At 68.3% G+C, this 17,656-nt stretch carries 18 protein-coding genes; 11 read left to right on the top strand and 7 right to left on the bottom strand.

Annotation, left to right across the window (positions count from 1 at the left end):
- Positions 1-276 precede the first annotated feature (276 nt).
- The 10 genes from IG171_RS13810 (at position 277) to IG171_RS13765 (ending at position 10,355) form a co-directional block, all read left to right on the top strand.
- The gene (locus IG171_RS13810; RefSeq protein ID WP_212127970.1) at positions 277-1,131 is read left to right on the top strand and encodes a CoA transferase; all 855 of its coding nucleotides are present in this window, start codon (positions 277-279) and stop codon (positions 1,129-1,131) included.
- Positions 1,132-1,334: 203 nt separating this feature from the next.
- Positions 1,335-1,892: an OsmC family protein gene (locus tag IG171_RS13805; RefSeq protein ID WP_212127969.1), complete on the top strand. Its 558-nt coding sequence runs from the start codon at positions 1,335-1,337 to the stop codon at positions 1,890-1,892.
- A 2-nt stretch (positions 1,893-1,894) separates the two neighbouring features.
- On the top strand, positions 1,895-3,055 hold the full coding sequence (locus IG171_RS13800; RefSeq protein WP_212127968.1) for an acyl-CoA dehydrogenase family protein: 1,161 nt from the start codon (positions 1,895-1,897) through the stop codon (positions 3,053-3,055).
- A gap of 35 nt (positions 3,056-3,090) precedes the next feature.
- The gene (locus IG171_RS13795) at positions 3,091-4,326 is read left to right on the top strand and encodes a CmpA/NrtA family ABC transporter substrate-binding protein (protein WP_212127967.1); all 1,236 of its coding nucleotides are present in this window, start codon (positions 3,091-3,093) and stop codon (positions 4,324-4,326) included.
- A 4-nt stretch (positions 4,327-4,330) separates the two neighbouring features.
- Positions 4,331-5,200 carry an ABC transporter permease gene (locus IG171_RS13790; RefSeq protein ID WP_212127966.1) on the top strand — a complete coding sequence of 290 codons (870 nt, stop codon included), beginning with the start codon at positions 4,331-4,333 and terminating at the stop codon, positions 5,198-5,200.
- A 41-nt stretch (positions 5,201-5,241) separates the two neighbouring features.
- Complete coding sequence (locus IG171_RS13785) at positions 5,242-6,075, top strand: ABC transporter ATP-binding protein (protein ID WP_212127965.1); 834 nt, start codon at positions 5,242-5,244, stop codon at positions 6,073-6,075.
- A gap of 72 nt (positions 6,076-6,147) precedes the next feature.
- Positions 6,148-7,227 (top strand): glycosyltransferase family 2 protein, encoded by a 1,080-nt coding sequence (locus IG171_RS13780; RefSeq protein WP_212127964.1) that lies wholly within the window; start codon positions 6,148-6,150, stop codon positions 7,225-7,227.
- Positions 7,224-8,141 (top strand): hypothetical protein, encoded by a 918-nt coding sequence (locus IG171_RS13775; RefSeq protein ID WP_212127963.1) that lies wholly within the window; start codon positions 7,224-7,226, stop codon positions 8,139-8,141. Before IG171_RS13780 ends, IG171_RS13775 begins: the two co-directional genes overlap by 4 nt.
- Positions 8,142-8,234: 93 nt before the next feature.
- Positions 8,235-8,696 (top strand): DUF3151 domain-containing protein, encoded by a 462-nt coding sequence (locus IG171_RS13770; protein WP_212127962.1) that lies wholly within the window; start codon positions 8,235-8,237, stop codon positions 8,694-8,696.
- A 189-nt stretch (positions 8,697-8,885) separates the two neighbouring features.
- The gene (locus tag IG171_RS13765; RefSeq protein WP_212127961.1) at positions 8,886-10,355 is read left to right on the top strand and encodes an MFS transporter; all 1,470 of its coding nucleotides are present in this window, start codon (positions 8,886-8,888) and stop codon (positions 10,353-10,355) included.
- An 84-nt stretch (positions 10,356-10,439) separates the two neighbouring features.
- On the opposite strand, the gene IG171_RS13760 is transcribed toward IG171_RS13765, so the two are convergent.
- From IG171_RS13760 to IG171_RS13730, 7 genes are all read right to left on the bottom strand, one after another.
- Entirely contained in the window at positions 10,440-11,438 is a 999-nt protein-coding gene (locus tag IG171_RS13760; protein ID WP_212127960.1) for a polyphosphate polymerase domain-containing protein, read from the bottom strand.
- Complete coding sequence (locus IG171_RS13755; RefSeq protein ID WP_212127959.1) at positions 11,435-12,070, bottom strand: DUF4956 domain-containing protein; 636 nt, start codon at positions 12,068-12,070, stop codon at positions 11,435-11,437. The genes IG171_RS13760 and IG171_RS13755 overlap by 4 nt, the downstream gene beginning before the upstream one ends.
- Positions 12,071-12,148: 78 nt before the next feature.
- Positions 12,149-12,817, bottom strand: a complete 669-nt coding sequence (locus IG171_RS13750) for a response regulator transcription factor (protein ID WP_212127958.1) — start codon at positions 12,815-12,817, stop codon at positions 12,149-12,151.
- The gene (locus IG171_RS13745) at positions 12,814-14,304 is read right to left on the bottom strand and encodes a HAMP domain-containing sensor histidine kinase (RefSeq protein WP_212127957.1); all 1,491 of its coding nucleotides are present in this window, start codon (positions 14,302-14,304) and stop codon (positions 12,814-12,816) included. The genes IG171_RS13750 and IG171_RS13745 overlap by 4 nt, the downstream gene beginning before the upstream one ends.
- The gene (locus tag IG171_RS13740; RefSeq protein WP_212127956.1) at positions 14,240-14,650 is read right to left on the bottom strand and encodes a hypothetical protein; all 411 of its coding nucleotides are present in this window, start codon (positions 14,648-14,650) and stop codon (positions 14,240-14,242) included. The genes IG171_RS13745 and IG171_RS13740 overlap by 65 nt, the downstream gene beginning before the upstream one ends.
- Positions 14,651-14,736: 86 nt before the next feature.
- On the bottom strand, positions 14,737-15,114 hold the full coding sequence (gene crcB / locus IG171_RS13735) for a fluoride efflux transporter CrcB (protein ID WP_212127955.1): 378 nt from the start codon (positions 15,112-15,114) through the stop codon (positions 14,737-14,739).
- Positions 15,111-15,650, bottom strand: coding sequence for a CrcB family protein (locus IG171_RS13730; protein ID WP_212127954.1), 540 nt, complete (start codon positions 15,648-15,650; stop codon positions 15,111-15,113). The genes crcB and IG171_RS13730 overlap by 4 nt, the downstream gene beginning before the upstream one ends.
- A 229-nt stretch (positions 15,651-15,879) precedes the next feature.
- Here IG171_RS13730 and IG171_RS13725 point away from each other — a divergent pair, with 229 nt between their 5' ends.
- Positions 15,880-17,619, top strand: a complete 1,740-nt coding sequence (locus tag IG171_RS13725) for a sensor histidine kinase (RefSeq protein WP_212127953.1) — start codon at positions 15,880-15,882, stop codon at positions 17,617-17,619.
- Positions 17,620-17,656 lie beyond the last annotated feature (37 nt).

Below are 17,656 nucleotides of genomic sequence, written 5' to 3'. Positions count from 1 at the left end.
CCTTTCCGAATCGACCCCGTGCCTGCTCTTGCGCATGCCTGCTCATACCTGCTCTTGAGGGCAGGCCCAGCCCATCGTTCCCGGCCAATTCTTCCATGCCCACGCGCGGCGGTGGCGCCTGCCCGCTCGGGGCAGGCGCGCCGTACCGACGCGTCGAGACGCTATTGAACATTCTTTCAGCATCTTATACATTCGTTCAAAACCAGTGATCTGTGTCGGGCTCGGCAGATTCGAGCCGTTCGCCCGGCCGGTGATCGATCGACCAGAGGAGACAGGGTGACCGACCAGACCCCGCTCAACGGAATCACGGTGCTCACGCTCGCCGTCAATCTGCCCGGACCGCTCGCCGCGGCACGACTGACGCAGCTCGGCGCCCGGGTGATCAAGGTCGAACCGCCCAATGGGGACCCCCTCGAGAGCGCCGTCGCCGAATACTATCGGGAGCTGACCGAGGGTCAGGAGATCCGCCGGGTCGACCTCAAGACTGCTGACGGTGCGAAGGAGCTCGGTTCCCTGGCCGCCGAGGCCGACGTCCTGCTCACCGCCATGCGTCCCCGGGCCGCAGCCGCTCTGGGCGTGCCGGAGCTGGTCGACGAGCACGGACTCGTCCACGTCGAGCTCGTTGGCTTCGCCGGCGACCGTGCCGATGTCCCGGGCCACGACCTCACCTATCAGGCCGCGCACGCCACGCTGTTGCCCGGACACATGCCGACGGTCCCCGTCGCCGATGTGCTCGGCGGTGAGCATGCCGCACTCGAGGCCCTGGCCGGCCTGCGCCAGCGGGACGTGGGCAGGGGCGGAGGCCCCGCAGTCGGCGGGACAAGCAGCGGAATCGTCCGACGGGTCGTCCTCGACGAGGCCGCGGCCTGGGCGGCGGGGCCGGCGCGGCACGGTCTGAGCTCACCGGGCGGTCCCCTCGGCGGGGGCACTCCCTTCTATCGCACCTATGCCACCGCCGATGGGCACATCGCCGTGGCCTGCATCGAACCCCACTTCGCGAAGGCGCTCGCCGCGAACCTCGGGTCCGATCACGACACACTCGAACGCGCCTTCGCCGCCGAGCCCACCGCCCGCTGGGTCGACTTCGCCGCTCAGCACGATCTGCCGATCGAGGCGATCGTCGAAAACTGAATAGTTGAGCACATCTGTGGATCAATGAGCCCGCTCAGCAGGAATCCTCGACTGTTGCAAGAGATTTCGCGTGTGAATGATCTGTACGACCGTTGATGTGTTGAGCAATATATGTCGAATAGTGACGAAGCTGCATCATCTTTCGTCCCACGCCGATAGCTTGGGGCCATCAACCGCATCTGACAGTACGGAGGGTGAGATCCATGAGCATCGACACTGACAAGGGCATCGACACCACCAAGAACATCGACGTCGACCGACTCAATGAACTCTCGGAGAAGAACAAGGCCGACCCCGAGATCGGCCACAAGAAGATCTCCGTGAAGTCCGTGACCGAATCCGGGTTCCGCAACCTCAACTTCGCACGCGACCACAAGCCGTTCCTCATCTCCGAACCGCACCCCCTCCTCGGCGATGACCAGGCACCGAACCCGACCGAATACGCCCTCGGCGCACTGGGATCGTGCATCAACGTCGGTATCCAGGCCATCGCAAGCCACCGCGGAGTGACGCTGACGAAGATCGAGATCGAGCTCGAAGGCGATATCGACATCTCCGCCGTCTGGGGCGTCGGCGACCTCGACCCGGAGAAGGAACTGGGCATCACCACGGTGCGGGCGAACATCTCGCTCGACGGCGACGCCGACGACGCCACGCTGCAGAAGATCAGCGACGACGCCGTCAAATGGTCACCGGTGGCCAACACCTTCATCCGCCCCGTCGCCCTCGAAACCTCGACCACCACCGGGTCGAGCTCCTGACCATGAGTCTCGACGCCATCAGCCGCCCGACCGATGCGCTGACCACCGCGGCCGTTCCCGCCGAACTGCTCGAGACGATCGCCGAGGCGGCCCCCGCCCTCGATCGCGGAGACCGCCAGGTCGCAGAATTCCTCCCCGAACTGGGCCGAGCCGGACTCCTCGATCTCGGGGTGGCCGGCAGTGACGGGCAGACGGCGAACGGCACTCTGCTCGACCAGGCCTCGGTCATCGAGGCCATCGCCCGGCACTCGCTGAGCCTCGCCTTCTCCGTCTGGGGACAGAGGATGGCCATCGACTACCTGGCCACCACCGGCGGCAGCTTCGCCGACCGCCACCTCGACCGGCTGCGTCGCGGTGAGACCATCGGCGTGTCCGGGATGGCGCCGGCCTTCAAAGCCTCGGTCGGAGCCGGCGAGCTCGGGCTCGAAATCGGTACGGGCACAGGGGAGTCCGGAGGCGGGGCCGGATCTCTGGCGCTGCGCGGGAAACTCGCGTGGGCCTCGAACCTCTACCCCGATGCCGTCATCGTCTCTGCGGCGTACGGTTCGGCTGATTCCGGTGCCGTCGACCCCGCTGCGGCTGATCCTCAGGCGGGCCCGAAGTCGATCGTCGCCTTCTCCCTGTCCGAGGCAGGCGTGACCGTCGGCCCGGATCTCGACCTGCTCGCGCTCAAGGGCACAGCGTCGACCTCGGTGAGCGTTGAGATCACCGACTTCGACCGTGAACAGGTCATCGGTGAGGACTTCACCGGGCTTCTCGCCCGCTGGCGCCCCGTCGCCGCCGTCCTCCAATCGAGCTTCTGCCTCGGACTCGCCGCCTCGGCACACTCCGGCGCCGAGGCGGGGCTGCACGGCATCAACGACGTCTTCACCGACGACGTCGAGCGGGAAGGCCGGGCCCTCGTGGAAGCCAAGAGCGGCCTCGTCGACATCATCCACCGGATCGGCACCGCCGATCGCCCCGACCCGCGCGAAGTCCTGTCTCTGCGTCTCGAGGCCGGACGGCTGGCCACGGCAGTCTCGGCACTCGAGATCCGCACCGCCGGCGGCCGCGGATATGCCGTCGGCTCGCATGCGAACCGACGCTTCCGGGAAGCGACGTTCATCCCTGTCCAGTCGCCCTCGGAATCCCAGCTGCGGTGGGAGCTCGACCGTCTGGGATGACCCGGACGGAGCGGAACACACACATGGAAACGATCATGAGGACGGGAGAGGCGGCCGCCTCGGCGCTCTCACGACGCCGGCTGCTGGGACTCGGCGCCTCCGCCGGTGCCGCGACACTGCTCAGCGCCTGCTCACCCACACAGACGGGAACGGCGGGCACCGCCTCGGCGGACTTTGACCCCTCACTCACAGCTCCGGCCGGTCTCGAGAAACGCACGATGACGATCGGGTACGTGCCGATCACCTGCGGCACCCCGATCGTCACGGCCGCCGCCCTCGGCGTCTACGCGAAATACGGGCTCGAGGTGACGCTGCGCCGTTACACCGGCTGGGCGGAGCTGTGGATCGCATTCGTCGCCGGCGAGCTCGACGCCACGCAGATGCTCGCACCGATGCCGCTGGCCATCCACCACAACTTCGCCTCGGGCCGACGCGATCTGCGGCTGCCGTTCGTGACGAACACGAACGGCAACGGAATCACCGTCGCCCGGTCGCTGCTGGGCAAGGTCAAAGGACCGGACGACTTCGCCGGTCTGCGCGTCGGCCTGCCCTTCGACTATTCGGTGCACAGCCTGCTCACGCGTGACTACCTCGCCTCCGGCGGCCTCGACCCGGAGCAGGACGTCGACCTGCGGATCATGCGCCCGGCGGATATGGTCACCGCCCTGGCCGTGGGCGAACTCGACGCCTTCTGCCTGCCCGACCAATTCAACCAGCGGGCCGTCGCCGAAGGGGCCGGATTCATCCACCTGCTGACGAAGGACCTGTGGCCCGGCCACCCCTGCTGCAGCTTCGCCGTCGCCGAGGACTTCGCCGCGGCGAACCCGAACAGCTACACAGCATTGCTGCGCGCCCTCGGAGATGTCTCACTGTGGATCGACGAACCGGCGCACCGGGCCGAGGCCGCCGAACTCATGACCGCAGGTTCGGCGCTCGGAATGCCGCAGCCCGTGCTTGAGGCCGTGCTGACCGGGAAGTTCCCCGACGGCACCGGCAAGAACCGCTCGGTGCCCGACCGGATCGGCTTCCAGCCCTACCCGCACGAATCCTTCGGCGTGTGGATGCTCGATGCGATGCAGCGCCAAGACCTGACCGGCGATGCCGAGTTCACGCAGGCGGGCGACTATGCCGGAGCGGTGAACTCCGTGTTCGATTCGCATGCAGCCGCAGACGTCCTCGGCAGCCTCGGCGGCGACACTGCCGAGCACACGAGTGAGACCGTCCTCGGCCGCACCTTCGACCCACGCCGCCCGAAGAAGTGGAGCTTCTGAGACCATGAGCGCTGAACTGAAGCGGAGCACCGAACCGAAGCGATCGCCCTCCCGACCCGAGGATGCCGGCGTGAAGGGGGCGGCGCCTGGGACCGGGCGCCTCGTCGGGTTGGCGAAGACGACCGGTCTGTTCCTCATCGTCGCCGCGGTCGTCATCCTCATCTGGCAGCTGCTCACCGCCGGCTATGACGACGGCGGCCTCGCCCCGACCCCGGCCGCGAGCTGGCACCGCCTCATCGAGGTCGTCTCCACCGCGTTCGTGTTCCGGCCCCCGAACGACGTCGGCATCGTCTTCCATCTCATCGCTTCGCTGCGACGGGTGCTCATCGGCTTCGGACTCGCCGCGCTCATCGCGATCCCGCTCGGACTCGTGCTCGGCAGCAGCCGCACCCTCGAATCCGCCCTCGACCCGATCGTGCAGGTGCTGCGTCCCGTCTCACCGCTGGCCTGGCTGCCCATCGGGCTGGCGATCCTGCGCGACTCCGAAGCCACCGCCGTGTTCGTGATCTTCATGGCCTCGCTGTGGATCATCCTCATCAACACCATCGACGGCGTCCACCGGATCGATCCCGCCTACCTCGACCTCGCCCGCACCTTGGAGACGACTCCGCTGCGACGGATCCTGCGGATCACCCTGCCCGCCACCGTCCCTGCCATCGTCACCGGTCTGCGCACCTCTCTGTCGACGGCGTGGCTGGTCATCATCGCCGCCGAGATGATCGTCGGCAGCCGCGGCATGGGCACTTTCGTATGGAACGAATGGAACGCGATGAACATCGACTCGATCGTCGTCGCCATCCTCATCATCGGCCTCGTCGGCTTCCTCCTCGACCGCGCCGTTTCCCAGCTCCATCGACTGGTGCCCGCCGCATGAGCCCGACCGATGCGAGACCCCCCACGAGGAGGAGGCCCGAGATGAACCCGACAGATCCGACGGTGACCGAAGCGAAGACCCAGACCCCCGCCGAGGCGGCCGCCGGCCTGCGCATCGAACGCATCAGCAAGGCCTTCCGCCGGCCCAAGGGCGGGACGCAGCAGATCCTCGCCGATGTGTCCTTCGAGGTCGGTGCCGGCGAGTTCGTCGCGATCATCGGACCCTCCGGCTCGGGGAAGTCGACGCTGCTGCGCATCCTCGCCGGGCTCGAGAGACCCGAACACGGTCAGGTCTCACTGGCCGGTGAGCCCATCCGCGAGCCGAGCAGGCACCTGGGCATGGTGTTCCAGCAGCACGTGCTGCTGCCGTGGCTGAGTGCGAAAGGCAATGTGCTCTTCGCTCTCGAAGCCGCGGGCACCGGGGCGAGCACAGCAGACGAGCGGGAGGAGCTCGCCGACGAATGGCTCGATCGGGTGGGACTGAGCTCGGCCGCTGATCTGCGACCCAACCAGCTCTCCGGAGGAATGGCGCAGCGGGTCGGCATCGCCCGCGCATTCGCCCTGAACTCCGAGGTGCTTCTGCTCGATGAGCCCCTCGGCGCCCTCGACGCGCTGACGAGGTATTCGCTGCAGCAGCAGCTGCTGGCGTTGTCGGAGCGGGAGAAGCGCACGTTCGTCCTCGTCACCCACGACGTCGACGAAGCGCTGCTGCTGGCCGACCGCATCCTCGTGCTCTCCCATGGGCCGGCCGCGACCATCCAATCCGAACTCGACGTGCCCTTCGCCCGACCCCGCGACCGTGAGGACATCGAGGCAGATCCGGCGTTCCTCGACCTGCGTCGCGAACTCCACCACGCGCTCTCGGCCGAGAACTGAGGGGTGACCGCAGCCCCGTGCCTGTGCGCCCCCTCAAGACCGCGCTCGCGCGCGTGTGACAAGATTGAAGGCGTGTCGAAAGTACTTGAGATCCTGACCCCGGACGGCCTGCCGCCGTTGGCCGAGAAGCCCGGAGTCTCCTTCATCATGCCGGTCCTCAATGAGGCCGAGCACATCGAACAGGCGATCACCACGATCCTCGCGCAGGACTACGACGGGGACAAGGAGATCGTCCTCGCTCTCGGGCCCTCGACGGACGACACGAACGCCATCATCGAGTCGATGGCTGCGACCGACTCCCGGATCCAGACGGTCGACAATCCGGAAGCCGCGACCCCGATCGGCCTCAACCTCGCGATCGCTGCGACCCGGCATCCGGTGATCATCCGCGTCGACGCGCACTCCGGGCTCAACCCCGAATACACTCAGCAGGCCATCGACACCCTGCGCGAGACCAAGGCCGCGAACTGCGGCGGTCTCATGCTCGCCCGCGGCAGGACCTCCTTCCAGAAGGCCGTCGCCCGTGCCTATATGTCCCCGGTCGGCCTCGGCGGCCCCGCCTACCATTCCGGTGACGAGGCGCAGGAAGCCGAATCAGCCTACCTCGGCGTCTATCGGCGCGAGGTCTTCGATGCCCTCGGCGGCTTCGATGAAGGCATCAAACGCGGTCAGGACTGGGAACTCAACCTGCGCATCCGCACCGCCGGCGGACGCATCTGGTTCAACCCGGACATGCAGGTCACCTACTGGCCCCGCGGGACCTGGTCGAAGATCGCCCGCCAGTTCTGGGCGACCGGCATCTGGCGGGCCGAACTCATCCGCCGCTACGGCGCGCAGAACTCCCTGCGCTACTTCGCCCCGCCGCTGCTGGTGCTCGGCATGGGTGCCGCCGTCATCGAGACCCTGCTCCAGCTGACCGGCCGGACGAAGACCTGGCCGAAGTTCGTCCGCCGCTTCACCTCACTCGTCCACGTGCCCAGCTGCGGCTACATCGCCGGGATCCTGGCAACCGCCTCGGCGGCGAAGGACTGCGGCAGACGGGAACGGTTCTGGTTCGGCCTCGTCCTGCCGACCATGCACCTGTGCTGGGGCGCCGGATTCCTCAAAGGCCTGGTGACCGGGGCGGGCACGACGAAGGACGGCAGCCGATGAGCAAGAGGAAGCCAGGCCGCCCCGATCGGGACCGGTACGGGCGCGGACTCAACGACCCGCTGCCCTCGGTCGAACCCGATTCCCAGGAGCGCGTGCCCGTGCCCGAGCGCCCGGAGCCGAAGAAGTTCAACGCACCCCTGTGGGCCGGTGCGATCGTCGTCCTCGCCGTCGTCGCCGTCCTCGCGTTCAACATCTTCGGCAGCAAGGACCAGCTGACCGTCGATTCGCTCAACCCGCCGGCCGTGGCCGCACTCGACGGCGGGTCCGCGGTGTACCCGCCCGATTCGAAGCGCGCCTTCACGGAGAACGTGAAGTTCGGCTACCTCCCGGCCCCCACCCTGGCCGCTCTCGGCGACGGCACGGTCGTCGCCGCCGATGCCGAGACCGCGGCCGAGTCGATGGGCCTGAAGAAGGGCCTCGACGAACTCACCGTCGACGAATTCCTCGACGCCTCGATCACACCCCCTCGCGAGGACACGGAATCCGGTGAGCCCATCACCTGGGACGGCCTCGTCGACGAGCTCGGCGGTGACACCGTCTTCCTGCCCGAGATCACCTCCGCCGAGGTGGCCGGACCCGCCCTGGACACCGTCACCGAGGCGGGCCTCGAGGACTCGACGATCGTGCGCACCGACGACGCCGAGGTGGCCCGTGCCGCCGCCGACGCCGGCGTCGACGCGATGTTCACCGGGGACGTGACCGCCTCGAGCGAGCAGTCCCTGTCCGAGGCCGGCTTTACGGCCCTGGCCGTCGACGCCGATGCCGCAGCGGATCGGGCCGGCGGCGAGCTCGACGTGTGGGCCACCGGAGTCGAGGACGAGAAGCAGCTCGACGAACTGGCCGACGCAGGCGTCTTCGGAGCCCTGAGCACGAACCCGTACGAAGTGCTGCCCTCCGAAGTGAAGACCGACTGACCCTGATGCAGGGGCGGGGAGGCGCCTCGGCGCGATGACGAAGACGATTCTGACGATGAATGATACGACCCCGACGACGTAGAAGGAGATGCAATGACCCAGCCCATCGGCAACCCATCGCATATCGGCAACCTCGACGCGAGCCAGCTCGGGCCGCAGCCGACCTACCTGCCCGATGACCACCCGGACGTGGAGGCCAAGCAGCGCATCGACGCCGGTGAGGAGCCCATCGACGTGGCCGCGGCACTTCCGGCCTCGTCGCTGGCCTGGGCCGAACTCGCCGATGAAGCCCACCAGGAGGGCCGCCTCGTCGACGCCTATGCCTACGCGCGGGTCGGCTACCACCGCGGCCTCGACGCCCTGCGTGCGGCCGGATGGCGCGGGGCCGGGCCGATCCCGTACGCCCACGAGGTCAACCGCGGATTCCTCCGCGCGCTCTACGCTTTGGGCCGCGCCGCCGGGGCGATCGGCGAGGGCGAGGAAGCCGCCCGCATCGAGGAGTTCCTCGCCTCGTCCGACCCGACCGCCGTCGAAGCGATCGGCAAGGGGGAGTGAGGGGCGGTCCGCTCTGACGGGACGGCTTTCGCGACGGCCCTGTCTGCGACAGAGAGCTCGGTTTGCAACCAGTGCTTTCTGTCGCAGACAGGGCTGTCGCCGTTGGCGGTCCGTATTTTCGCGGCGGGTGAGCAATCGCACCACGGTCACCGATTGTGCCTGCGCTCGTGGCGGCGTAGAACTATATGAATGGGCAATACTTCCGAGACGGTGATGTCAGCCGAGCAGCGCAAGATCCTTGCGGTGATGCTCGTTCCGATGTTCATGTCGCTGCTGAGCGTTTCGATCGTCAACGTCATCCTGCCCGACATGCAGCGTTCGATCGGGGCGTCGAACTCGGCGATCCAGTGGGTGCTCTCAGGCTATACGCTGGCCTTCGGCGTCTTCCTCGTCGCCGCAGGACGGGCCGGCGACCTCTTCGGCCGCGGGCGGCTCTTCGTCATCGGCGTCGGCGTCTTCGCCCTCGGCTCCCTCATCGCCGGGCTCTCGCCCGATCCGCTCGTGCTCAACATCGCCCGCATCGTCATGGGCATCGGCTCCGGCCTGCTCAGCCCGCAGGGCGTGGGCATGCTCCAGCAGTACTTCCACGGCAAGCTGCGCGGACGCGCCTTCGGCATGTTCGGCACGATCGTCGGCGTCTCCGTGGGCATCGGCCCCGTGCTCGGCGGCGGGCTCATCGCCGTCCTCGGCGACGAATGGGGATGGCGCTCGGCGTTCCTCATCAATGTGCCGATCGCACTGGCCGCGATCGGCCTGGGCAAGGTCTGGCTGCCGAAGAGCGCCTGGTTCGGCAGCGGCGCCGAACCCGATCCGCGCGACCGCCATCGGGCGGACTTCGACCCGGTCGGCCTCGTGCTTCTGGCGTTCGGCACTCTGCTCATCATGCTTCCCTTCCTCGAACGCAGCGCCGGGGCATGGATCTACGCGCTGGTCCCCGCCGGTGCCGCCATCGTCTTCGGCTGGGTGAAGTGGGAGAACAGGTACGCCCGCCGAGGCGGCTCACCGATGGTCGATATGCAGATGTTCCGGACCCGCAGCTTCGCCTACGGGGCGTCGCTGACGTCGATCTACTTCGTCGGGATGCCCGGTGTCTGGGTCATCGTCGCCCTCTACCTGCAGAACGGGCTCGGCTTCCCCGCCCTCGAGGCCGGTCTCGTCGGACTGCCCTCGGCCCTGCTCTCGGCCGCCGGGGCACAGGCGGCCGGCCGGGTCGTGCTCACCTTCGGCCGCAAGATGGTCGTCCTCGGCGTCGGGATCGCGCTGGCCGGCATCATCGCCTCGGCGCTCATCGTCATCGCCCACGAAACGTGGGGTGTGAGCATCTGGTGGCTGATGGCCACCCTCGGGCTCACCGGCATCGGGCAGGGCATGGCGATCAGCCCCAATCAGACGCTCACGCTGGCCGAAGTCCCCGTCGAATACGCCGGCAGCTCAGGCGGTGTGATGCAGACCGGACAGCGTGTGGGCACGGCCATCGGCATCGCGATCGTGACTGCGGTCTTCTTCGTCGTCCAGTCGCTGGGCGGCTACGGAGCGGCGATCGTGGCCGGGTTCGCCTTCATCGCGATCACCATGGCCCTGGCGGGACTCATCGGCATCATCGACCTCGCCCGCGGACGCAAGAAGACGCAGCCCCGGACGGAATACACGCACGCCTGAGTGCCCGGCTCGCGGGGCTCGCCTGACCAGGTGTCTGCCTCACTGGGTGGCCTCGGCTATACCGGGGTCTCCCGAAGGCCCGTCTCACCGGAAGTACCGGCGGATCGTCTGCTCCCAGGGGTTGCTCGGCAGCTGCGGGTTGAGCAGCGCGGCCGAGACGCAGTACTTGCTCACCTTGTGCGGTCGGACGCCGACCTGTTTGAGCAGACCGTCCCAGATCCCGCCGCCTCCGGGTGACTTCGTCTCGACGAGGACGTCGCTCGGCCCCACATGCTGCTCATCGCCGCTGATCGCGCGGATGTCGAGATCGCAGGTCAGCCGCTGGTCGGCGTGACAGAGGGTGATGCGGTCGTAGACGGTCTCGACGACGGGTGCGAGGTCCGCCGCCTGCGGCCGAACACGGATGCTGGGACTGCAGCCGAAGTCGTGACCGCCGGACCCACGGCCGTCGCAATCGCGTCCCCCGGAAGCGCGGTCGCCGGAAGCCCGGCCGCCGGAATCGACGCCGCCCGCGCGAGCCGGTGGCCCACCGAGGACGGAGTCGATGAATTCGCGGTCGCCGTCTGTCAGCGTCAGCGGTGAGTCGAGCGGATGGGCGATGCGCTCCTTGACCGTCTGCCCCCGGTAGCCCTTCGACTTCACCTCGAGATGGCAGGTGCCGGTGTCGACATAGGTGCGGGTGCGGACCTTGAACCGGTGCCGACGCTCCTGGACGTGATCGCGGTAGAACCGGAAATCGGGTGTGTCGAAATAGGCGGTGCGGTACTCGAAGCGGTGCTTGCCGTCGATCTCGAGCACCCGGAAGTCGTCCCGAGTCGCCGCGAGGAGGTCGATGAAGAGCCCGCGCGGAAGGAAGTACTTCCGATCGACACGGGTCATCAGCCTCGCCTGGGCGTTGATCTCGTCGAGCGAGATCGGCGTGAGCCGCTGCAGCTGGGTCTCGAGGGCGAGCCCGCTCGCGGTGGTGTCCTCGGCGCCGCCTCCGGCCGACTGCCCGCCGCCGACCGTCGGCCCGTCGGCGAGGGCGGGGTTCATGCCCGGGTCGGGGGCCGCCTCGGCGATGGTGGCGTCCCGCATCGTCATCGGACCTCGGTGTCGAGGATTCCGGCCGCGTGATCGGCGGAGGTGCGGCCGCCGGGCTGCGCGTCCTTGGCGGCACCGGACCGGCGGCGGGGAAGCGTCTTGTAGCGGACGTCGACGAGGGTGGTGTCGCGGACCAGGTCGATGTCGAGGACCTCGACGCGGACGGTGTCGGCGGCGAACATCTCGGCCAGATGGGCGATGAGTGCGTCACGGTCGGTGATCGCACGGTCGAGGGTCAGGGTGTGGCGGTGGGTCGAGGAGGCGATGAGCGGGCTGTCGAGGATCGCGATCGCCAGGATCACGAGCGCCGAGAGCACCGGTGTCAGCCACATCGGCTCCGGATGGAGGCCGGCGAGCAGGCCGAGCGCCAGTGCCGTGAAGTAGTAGGCGATCTCCTGCTGCGTGATCTGATCCGAGCGCAGACGGATGATCGAGAGGATGCCGAACAGGCCCATCCCCAGCCCGACGCCGACCTCGACCGATCCCAGCGCCGAGGTGACCGCGACGACCCCGATGTTGAGTGCAACATAGGACAGCAGCAGATCCCGGCGACGGTGGCGGCGGAAGTACAGGACATAGGCGAGTATGACGATGGCGACCAGATCGGTGCCCACAGCGATGGCGAATGGCATTGAGATTCCTCCTGTTGACGTTCACCATCCACACTGGTGGGCGAGGTTAAGACCACGATGAGGAGAAGATGAGAGCTTTCACATCTTCGCCACACGCAGCCGGTAGCCGGCGCCGCGGACGGTCTCGATCGTCTCGTGGCCGAGCTTCTCCCGCAGATAGCGGACGTAGACGTCGACGACATTCGACCCGGGATCGAAGTCGAGGCCCCACACCCGGCTGAGCAGCTGGGCACGGCTGAGGACCTGGTCGGGGTGTTTGACGAAGACCTCGAGGAGGGTGAATTCGCGGGAGCTGAGCTCGACGGTGCGATCGCCGATGTGGGCGCGGCGGGTGCGGATGTCGACGGCGATGTTCCCGGCCCGCAGCACCGTCGCCTCCTGGGGGTCGGCGGCGCGCAGGCGCAGCCGGATGCGGGCGAGGAGCTCGTCGAAGGCGAAGGGTTTGCGCATGTAGTCATCGGCCCCGCTGGACAGGCCCGCGACGGTGTCCTCGATGGACTCTCGGGCGGTGAGGATGATGACGGGAAGCTCATGGCGTTCGCTGCGGATCATGCGCAGCACGCTGAACCCGTCGAGTCCGGGCAGGCCGAGATCGAGGACGACGAGGTCGTAGCGGCCGGTGCGCACCAGGTCGATCGCCTCGTGGCCGTCCTCGACGATGTCGGGGGAGAAGCCCTCGGCGCGCAGCCCCTTGGCCACGAAGGACGCGATGCGGTCCTCGTCCTCGACGATGAGTATGCGGGTCAACTGGTCTCCCTCTCTTCCCGGTGCCAGGGCAGGCGCAGCAGGAACGTCGCCCCTTCGCCCTGGACGGAGCTGACGGTGACGGATCCGCCGTGGGCCTTGGCGATGCGGTCGACGATCGTCAGTCCCAGCCCCGTGCCCTGGCGCCCGTGTCTGGTCCTCTTCGCTCGTGCGAAGCGTTCGAAGATCCGGTTCTGGTCCTCGGCGGCGATGCCGGCACCCGTGTCGCGGACCCACAGTTCGATCATCGCCTCGGAGGCCTCGCCTGCGATGCGGCCGCCGAAGGCGATGGTGTCGGACTCGTCGGTGTAGTCGACGCTGTTGGCCGCCAGCTGCAGCAGCGCCTGCGTCAGTCGCTGCTCGTCGACGACGCCGAACGCCTCGGGCGTGGAGTCGATGATCCATCGGCGCGGGGCCAGAGCGCTCGCCTTCGAGAAGCTCTCGAGGACGAGGTCGGTGAGGTCCGCCTCGGCGGGGACGAGGAAATCGGGACGCTCGCTGCGGGCGAGCATGATCAGCTCGTCGACGAGGCGGGACATGCGCTTGAGCTCATCGCCGACGAGTTCGAGCGTGTGCTTGCGGTCCTCGGGGTCATCGCCCATGACGTCGAGGTGCCCGCGCACGACGGTGATCGGGGTGCGCAGTTCGTGACCGGCGTCGTCGAGGAACTGCCGCTGCCCGTCGAAGGCGGATTCGAGGCGGTCGAGCATCCGGTTGAAGGTATCGCCGAGGTGGGCGACGTCATCGTTGCCCGTGACCTCGATCCTCCGGGTGAGGTCGTCCTCGCCGATGCCCGAGGCGGTTTCGCTGAGTTCGCGGATCGGGGCGAGCACGCGACCGGCCACCAACCAGCCGAAGAAGCCCGCGGCGATGAGCGCGATCACGGCGATGCCGGTCATCGTCCAGATCGTCGCCCACGCCTCCTCGTACTCGCCGGCGAGGAATTCGACGATGACCAGCTGCGCCGTCTGGGACTGCCCTTCGATCTGCACGGGCATGATCGCATAGGCGACCCGTCCGGAATCGGTGACGAGCTCTCCGGTCTGCGGCGTGGTCACCTGTGCGGCGCGGGCGACGAATTCGCGGTCCTTGTCGAGGCGGACCGGCGGATTGTCGACGCTGCGCTGGTCCTCCTTGCCGTCGACGATGCTGAAGATGGTCTCGGACTGCTCGGGCAGATTGGTCTGCAGGTGGCTGGTCATGAGCTTCTGCACCGAGGTGTAGGGCCGGCCGTCGGAGGGGTCGGGCTTCGACGCGAAGTTGCGGAACTTATCGGCTTCGTGCTGCAGCTCCTCATTGGCCTGGACCTTCACTCGGGACAGTTCGGCCCGGGCGGTCGAGAGGACGATGACGAAGACCGCGATCGTGAGCACGAGCATGATCCACGCGAGGATCCGCGTGCGGGCGGTCACCCCGCGGCGCTGATCAGTCGTCATCGTCGTCCTCGTCGTCATCGTCGACGTCGTCGTCTTCATCGTAGGCGTCGTCATCGTCGACGTCGTCGTCCGCGTCATCGGACTCATCGCGATCATCGTCGTCATCGTCGTCTCCGGCATGGCGCGGCGGAGCGGGGGTGATCCGTTCGGCGCCGGTGGAATCGCCGTTCGCGGAATCGCTGTTCGCCGATCCGGCCGGGGGAGAGCTCGGCGACTTCGGCTCCTGGGACTCTTCGAGCGTCGGCTCGTTCGACGGTTCGCTCGTGGTGGTGGCCGAGGGGACGATGATCGGGGGACCGAGTTTTGTCTCATCGTCGGCCAGTGACCTTCCGACCACGAGCCAGGCGAGGGCGCAGAGCAGGACGGCGCCGATGCCGAGAAACCATCCGTAGCGCCTCATGGTCCCAGTATGGACGAGCGCCGGGGGAGTTTCAGCGCCGAGGCGATGAGAGTTCTCTCATTCCGCACCCCGCATCGGCCCCGGTCTCAGACCAGTCCGCCCAGCCACAGGCCCAGTCCCGCGGCACCGGTCGCGAGCGCCAGCGTGCCGAGGGCATTGGCCAGGCTCGCCGCCCACCTGCGTTCCTGAGCCAGCCGGACCGTCTCCACGCTGGCTGTTGAGAACGTCGTATATCCGCCGAGGAACCCTGTGCCGATGATCAGGTGCCAGGTCTCGGGCAGGAGCCGGCCGGCCGCCAGTCCCGTGAGGAAGCCGAGCACGAGCGAGCCCGAGACGTTGATGAGGATCGTCCCCCAGGGCATGGCCCCGGTGAGGCGGGACTTGACGATCCCGTCGAGCAGCATGCGCAGGGCCGCCCCGAAGCCGCCGGCGACAGCGATGCCTGAGAACACGAGCCAGGTCATCGCAGACCTCCGTCGCCGAGTTCAGGGCCCGCCTCGGCGGATGGGGACTCCGGGGTCGGTTCGGCACTGCGGGCCTCCGGATCCGCCTCGGCGAGGTCGGGATCGATGGGCTCATGCGGACGGGTCGTCGGCCCGTGCGTGGCCACCGCCACGGCCATGCCCGCCCACGTGGCCAGTCCGCCGAGGACGACAGTGGCCAGGCCGTAGCCGATGCCGACTGCCGGGTCACCGTTGCCGATCAGCCATGCCGCATCCGCGGCCAGCGCACTGTAGGTGGTGAACCCGCCCATGAAGCCGGTGCCGATGAGGATGCGGGCTGTCCTGCGCGCACCTTCGTCGGGGCCGCGCCGGGCGAGTGCGTCGAGGAGGAGCCCGAGGAGGAAGGCACCGCCGATGTTGACGGCGAAGATCGCCACCGGAATCCCGTCGACCTCGGGCACGGCGAGGCTGATCGCCTCCCGGGCCGCGGTGCCGCCGATGCCGCCGAGGAGGGCGAGACCGAGGAAGGACGTGCGCAGATGGGCGGGACGGTTCATGCTGTCTCCTACCTTTCGGGCATGCTGACGCCGACTGAGGTAGGGACTGTTGTCGGGAAGCCCTGGTCTCGGCTGCCCCGAGGTTGGGTGCGGCGAGCCCCACCGCCGCGGCGCATGCGATCGTGTGCCTGCGTCGATCCCATTGTGTCACGGCCCCCGGACACGGCACGGTGCGGGTCAGCCCTGGGTATGATGCACCGGCGTCGGAGCGCGCACTAGCATGAGGCTCATGAGCAATCGACCGTCCGAGGCCCCGCCGCGTGTGTCCGATTCCGTGCGAAGCGAGCCCGACCGGTTGGAGCGCGTGCGCATCTTCCTCGCCTCACGTCCCTGGATCTCCGATTCCGTGCTCTGGGCCCTGCCGGTGGCCCTGATCGGCGTGAGCACCGAACTCGCGACGGCCGAGTCCAGCGACCTGTCCTCCCTTCCGGTGCCCATCCACATCCTCATCGCCCTGCTCGAGACCGTTCCCCTGGCCCTGCGGCGGACGGCGCCGCTGATGAGTTCGACGCTCATCGCCGGCGGCTTCCTGCTCAGTGTGCTGACGATGATCGGACCGAACCTCGGGATCGTGGCCGTGCCTCTGACGATCTATTCGACGACGGCCTTCGGGACCCGAGCCCACGGCCGGATCGTGCTCGGTCTCGGCTTCGTCGGGGCGCTGCTGCTCGGCGGATGGCTGTACCTCATGTCGCTGCAGGCCACGATCGGACCCGACTCCAGGCCCTTGGAGTCCGGAGAGTACCTGCTGCTGGCCACGATCGTGGCTCTGTGCGCGGCGATCGTGTTCATCGCGTGGCTGCTGGGCGGGGTCATCCACCGCAGGCGCGCCGAGATCGAAGGCGTCAGGGAACGCAACCGCCTCCTCGAACGCGAACGCGAATCCGAGACCCGGCTGGCCGCCGACGCCGAGCGCATGCGCATCGCCCGGGAGATGCACGATGTCATCGCTCACTCACTGTCCGTCGTCATCGCCCAGGCCGACGGCGGCCGCTATGCGGCCAGAACCGATCCGAGCGCGGCCGTCGGAGTCCTCGAGACGATCTCGCAGACGGGACGGGAAGCGCTCGCCCAGACCCGTTCGCTGCTCGGCTTCCTCCGCTCCGACGAGGACGACAGCTGGTCCAAGTCCCCGCTGCCGGGTGTCGGCGACATCGAGTCCCTCATCGCCGATGTGCGCTCGGCAGGACTGCCGGTGTCGGAGTCCGGACTCGCCGACTTCGACGAGGACCGACTGCCCGAGGGCGCCGCGCTGGCGGTCTACAGGATCGTGCAGGAGGCGCTGACGAACGTGCTCAAGCACGCCGGCAGCTCGGCACGAGCGCACGTGAGCCTGCAGGTCGAGGACCGGGAACTCGTGGTCCGCATCAGTGATGACGGGGCAGGCGAGGCACCGGAGAAGGACCACAATGGAAACGAACGCGCCCGGGGCCACGGGATCATCGGCATGAAGGAGCGTGCCGCCCTCTACGGAGGCACGCTGACGGCGCGGGCCATCCACTCGACGGGACTCACCGACTCCTCCGAAGGGTCTGGGGCTTCTTCTGGGGCTTCAGGGGGTGCCAGAGCTTCTGGGGCGGCCAACGTGTCCGGGGGAGAGCCCGCGTTCAGTTCGGGCAAGGTGCCGGGCAGCGCCTTCGGGACGGCCACCGGCTTCCTCGTCGAGGCCCGGTTCCCGCTCAAACGCGATGTCGAGTCCCAGGAGGCCGGCACCGAGGCTGTCGGGGCCGAGGCCGGCGAGTCCCAGGAGGCCGGCACCGAAGCCGAGGACACCAGCGGCGGGGCCCAAGACCGCCGTATCGAGGCCCAGGACACCAGCGGCGAGGCGGTCGAGGCCCATGACACCGGTGCGCGGGGCAGCGACGACGGCGGCGGTGCCGGGCAGGATGCTGGCCCGGCTGCTGCCGAAGGGGACGCGGCAGCCTCGGGCCCGAGCGCTCCGAGCGGCGAGGACGGGGGCCGGCGGTGAGCGGACATGCGTCGAATCCTCTGCGTGTCGTCCTCGT

The organism is Brevibacterium sp. SMBL_HHYL_HB1 (assembly GCF_018208375.1).
Taxonomy (GTDB): Bacteria; Actinomycetota; Actinomycetes; order Actinomycetales; family Brevibacteriaceae; genus Brevibacterium; species Brevibacterium intestinavium.
This window is presented reverse-complemented; position numbering and strand designations above follow the sequence as displayed.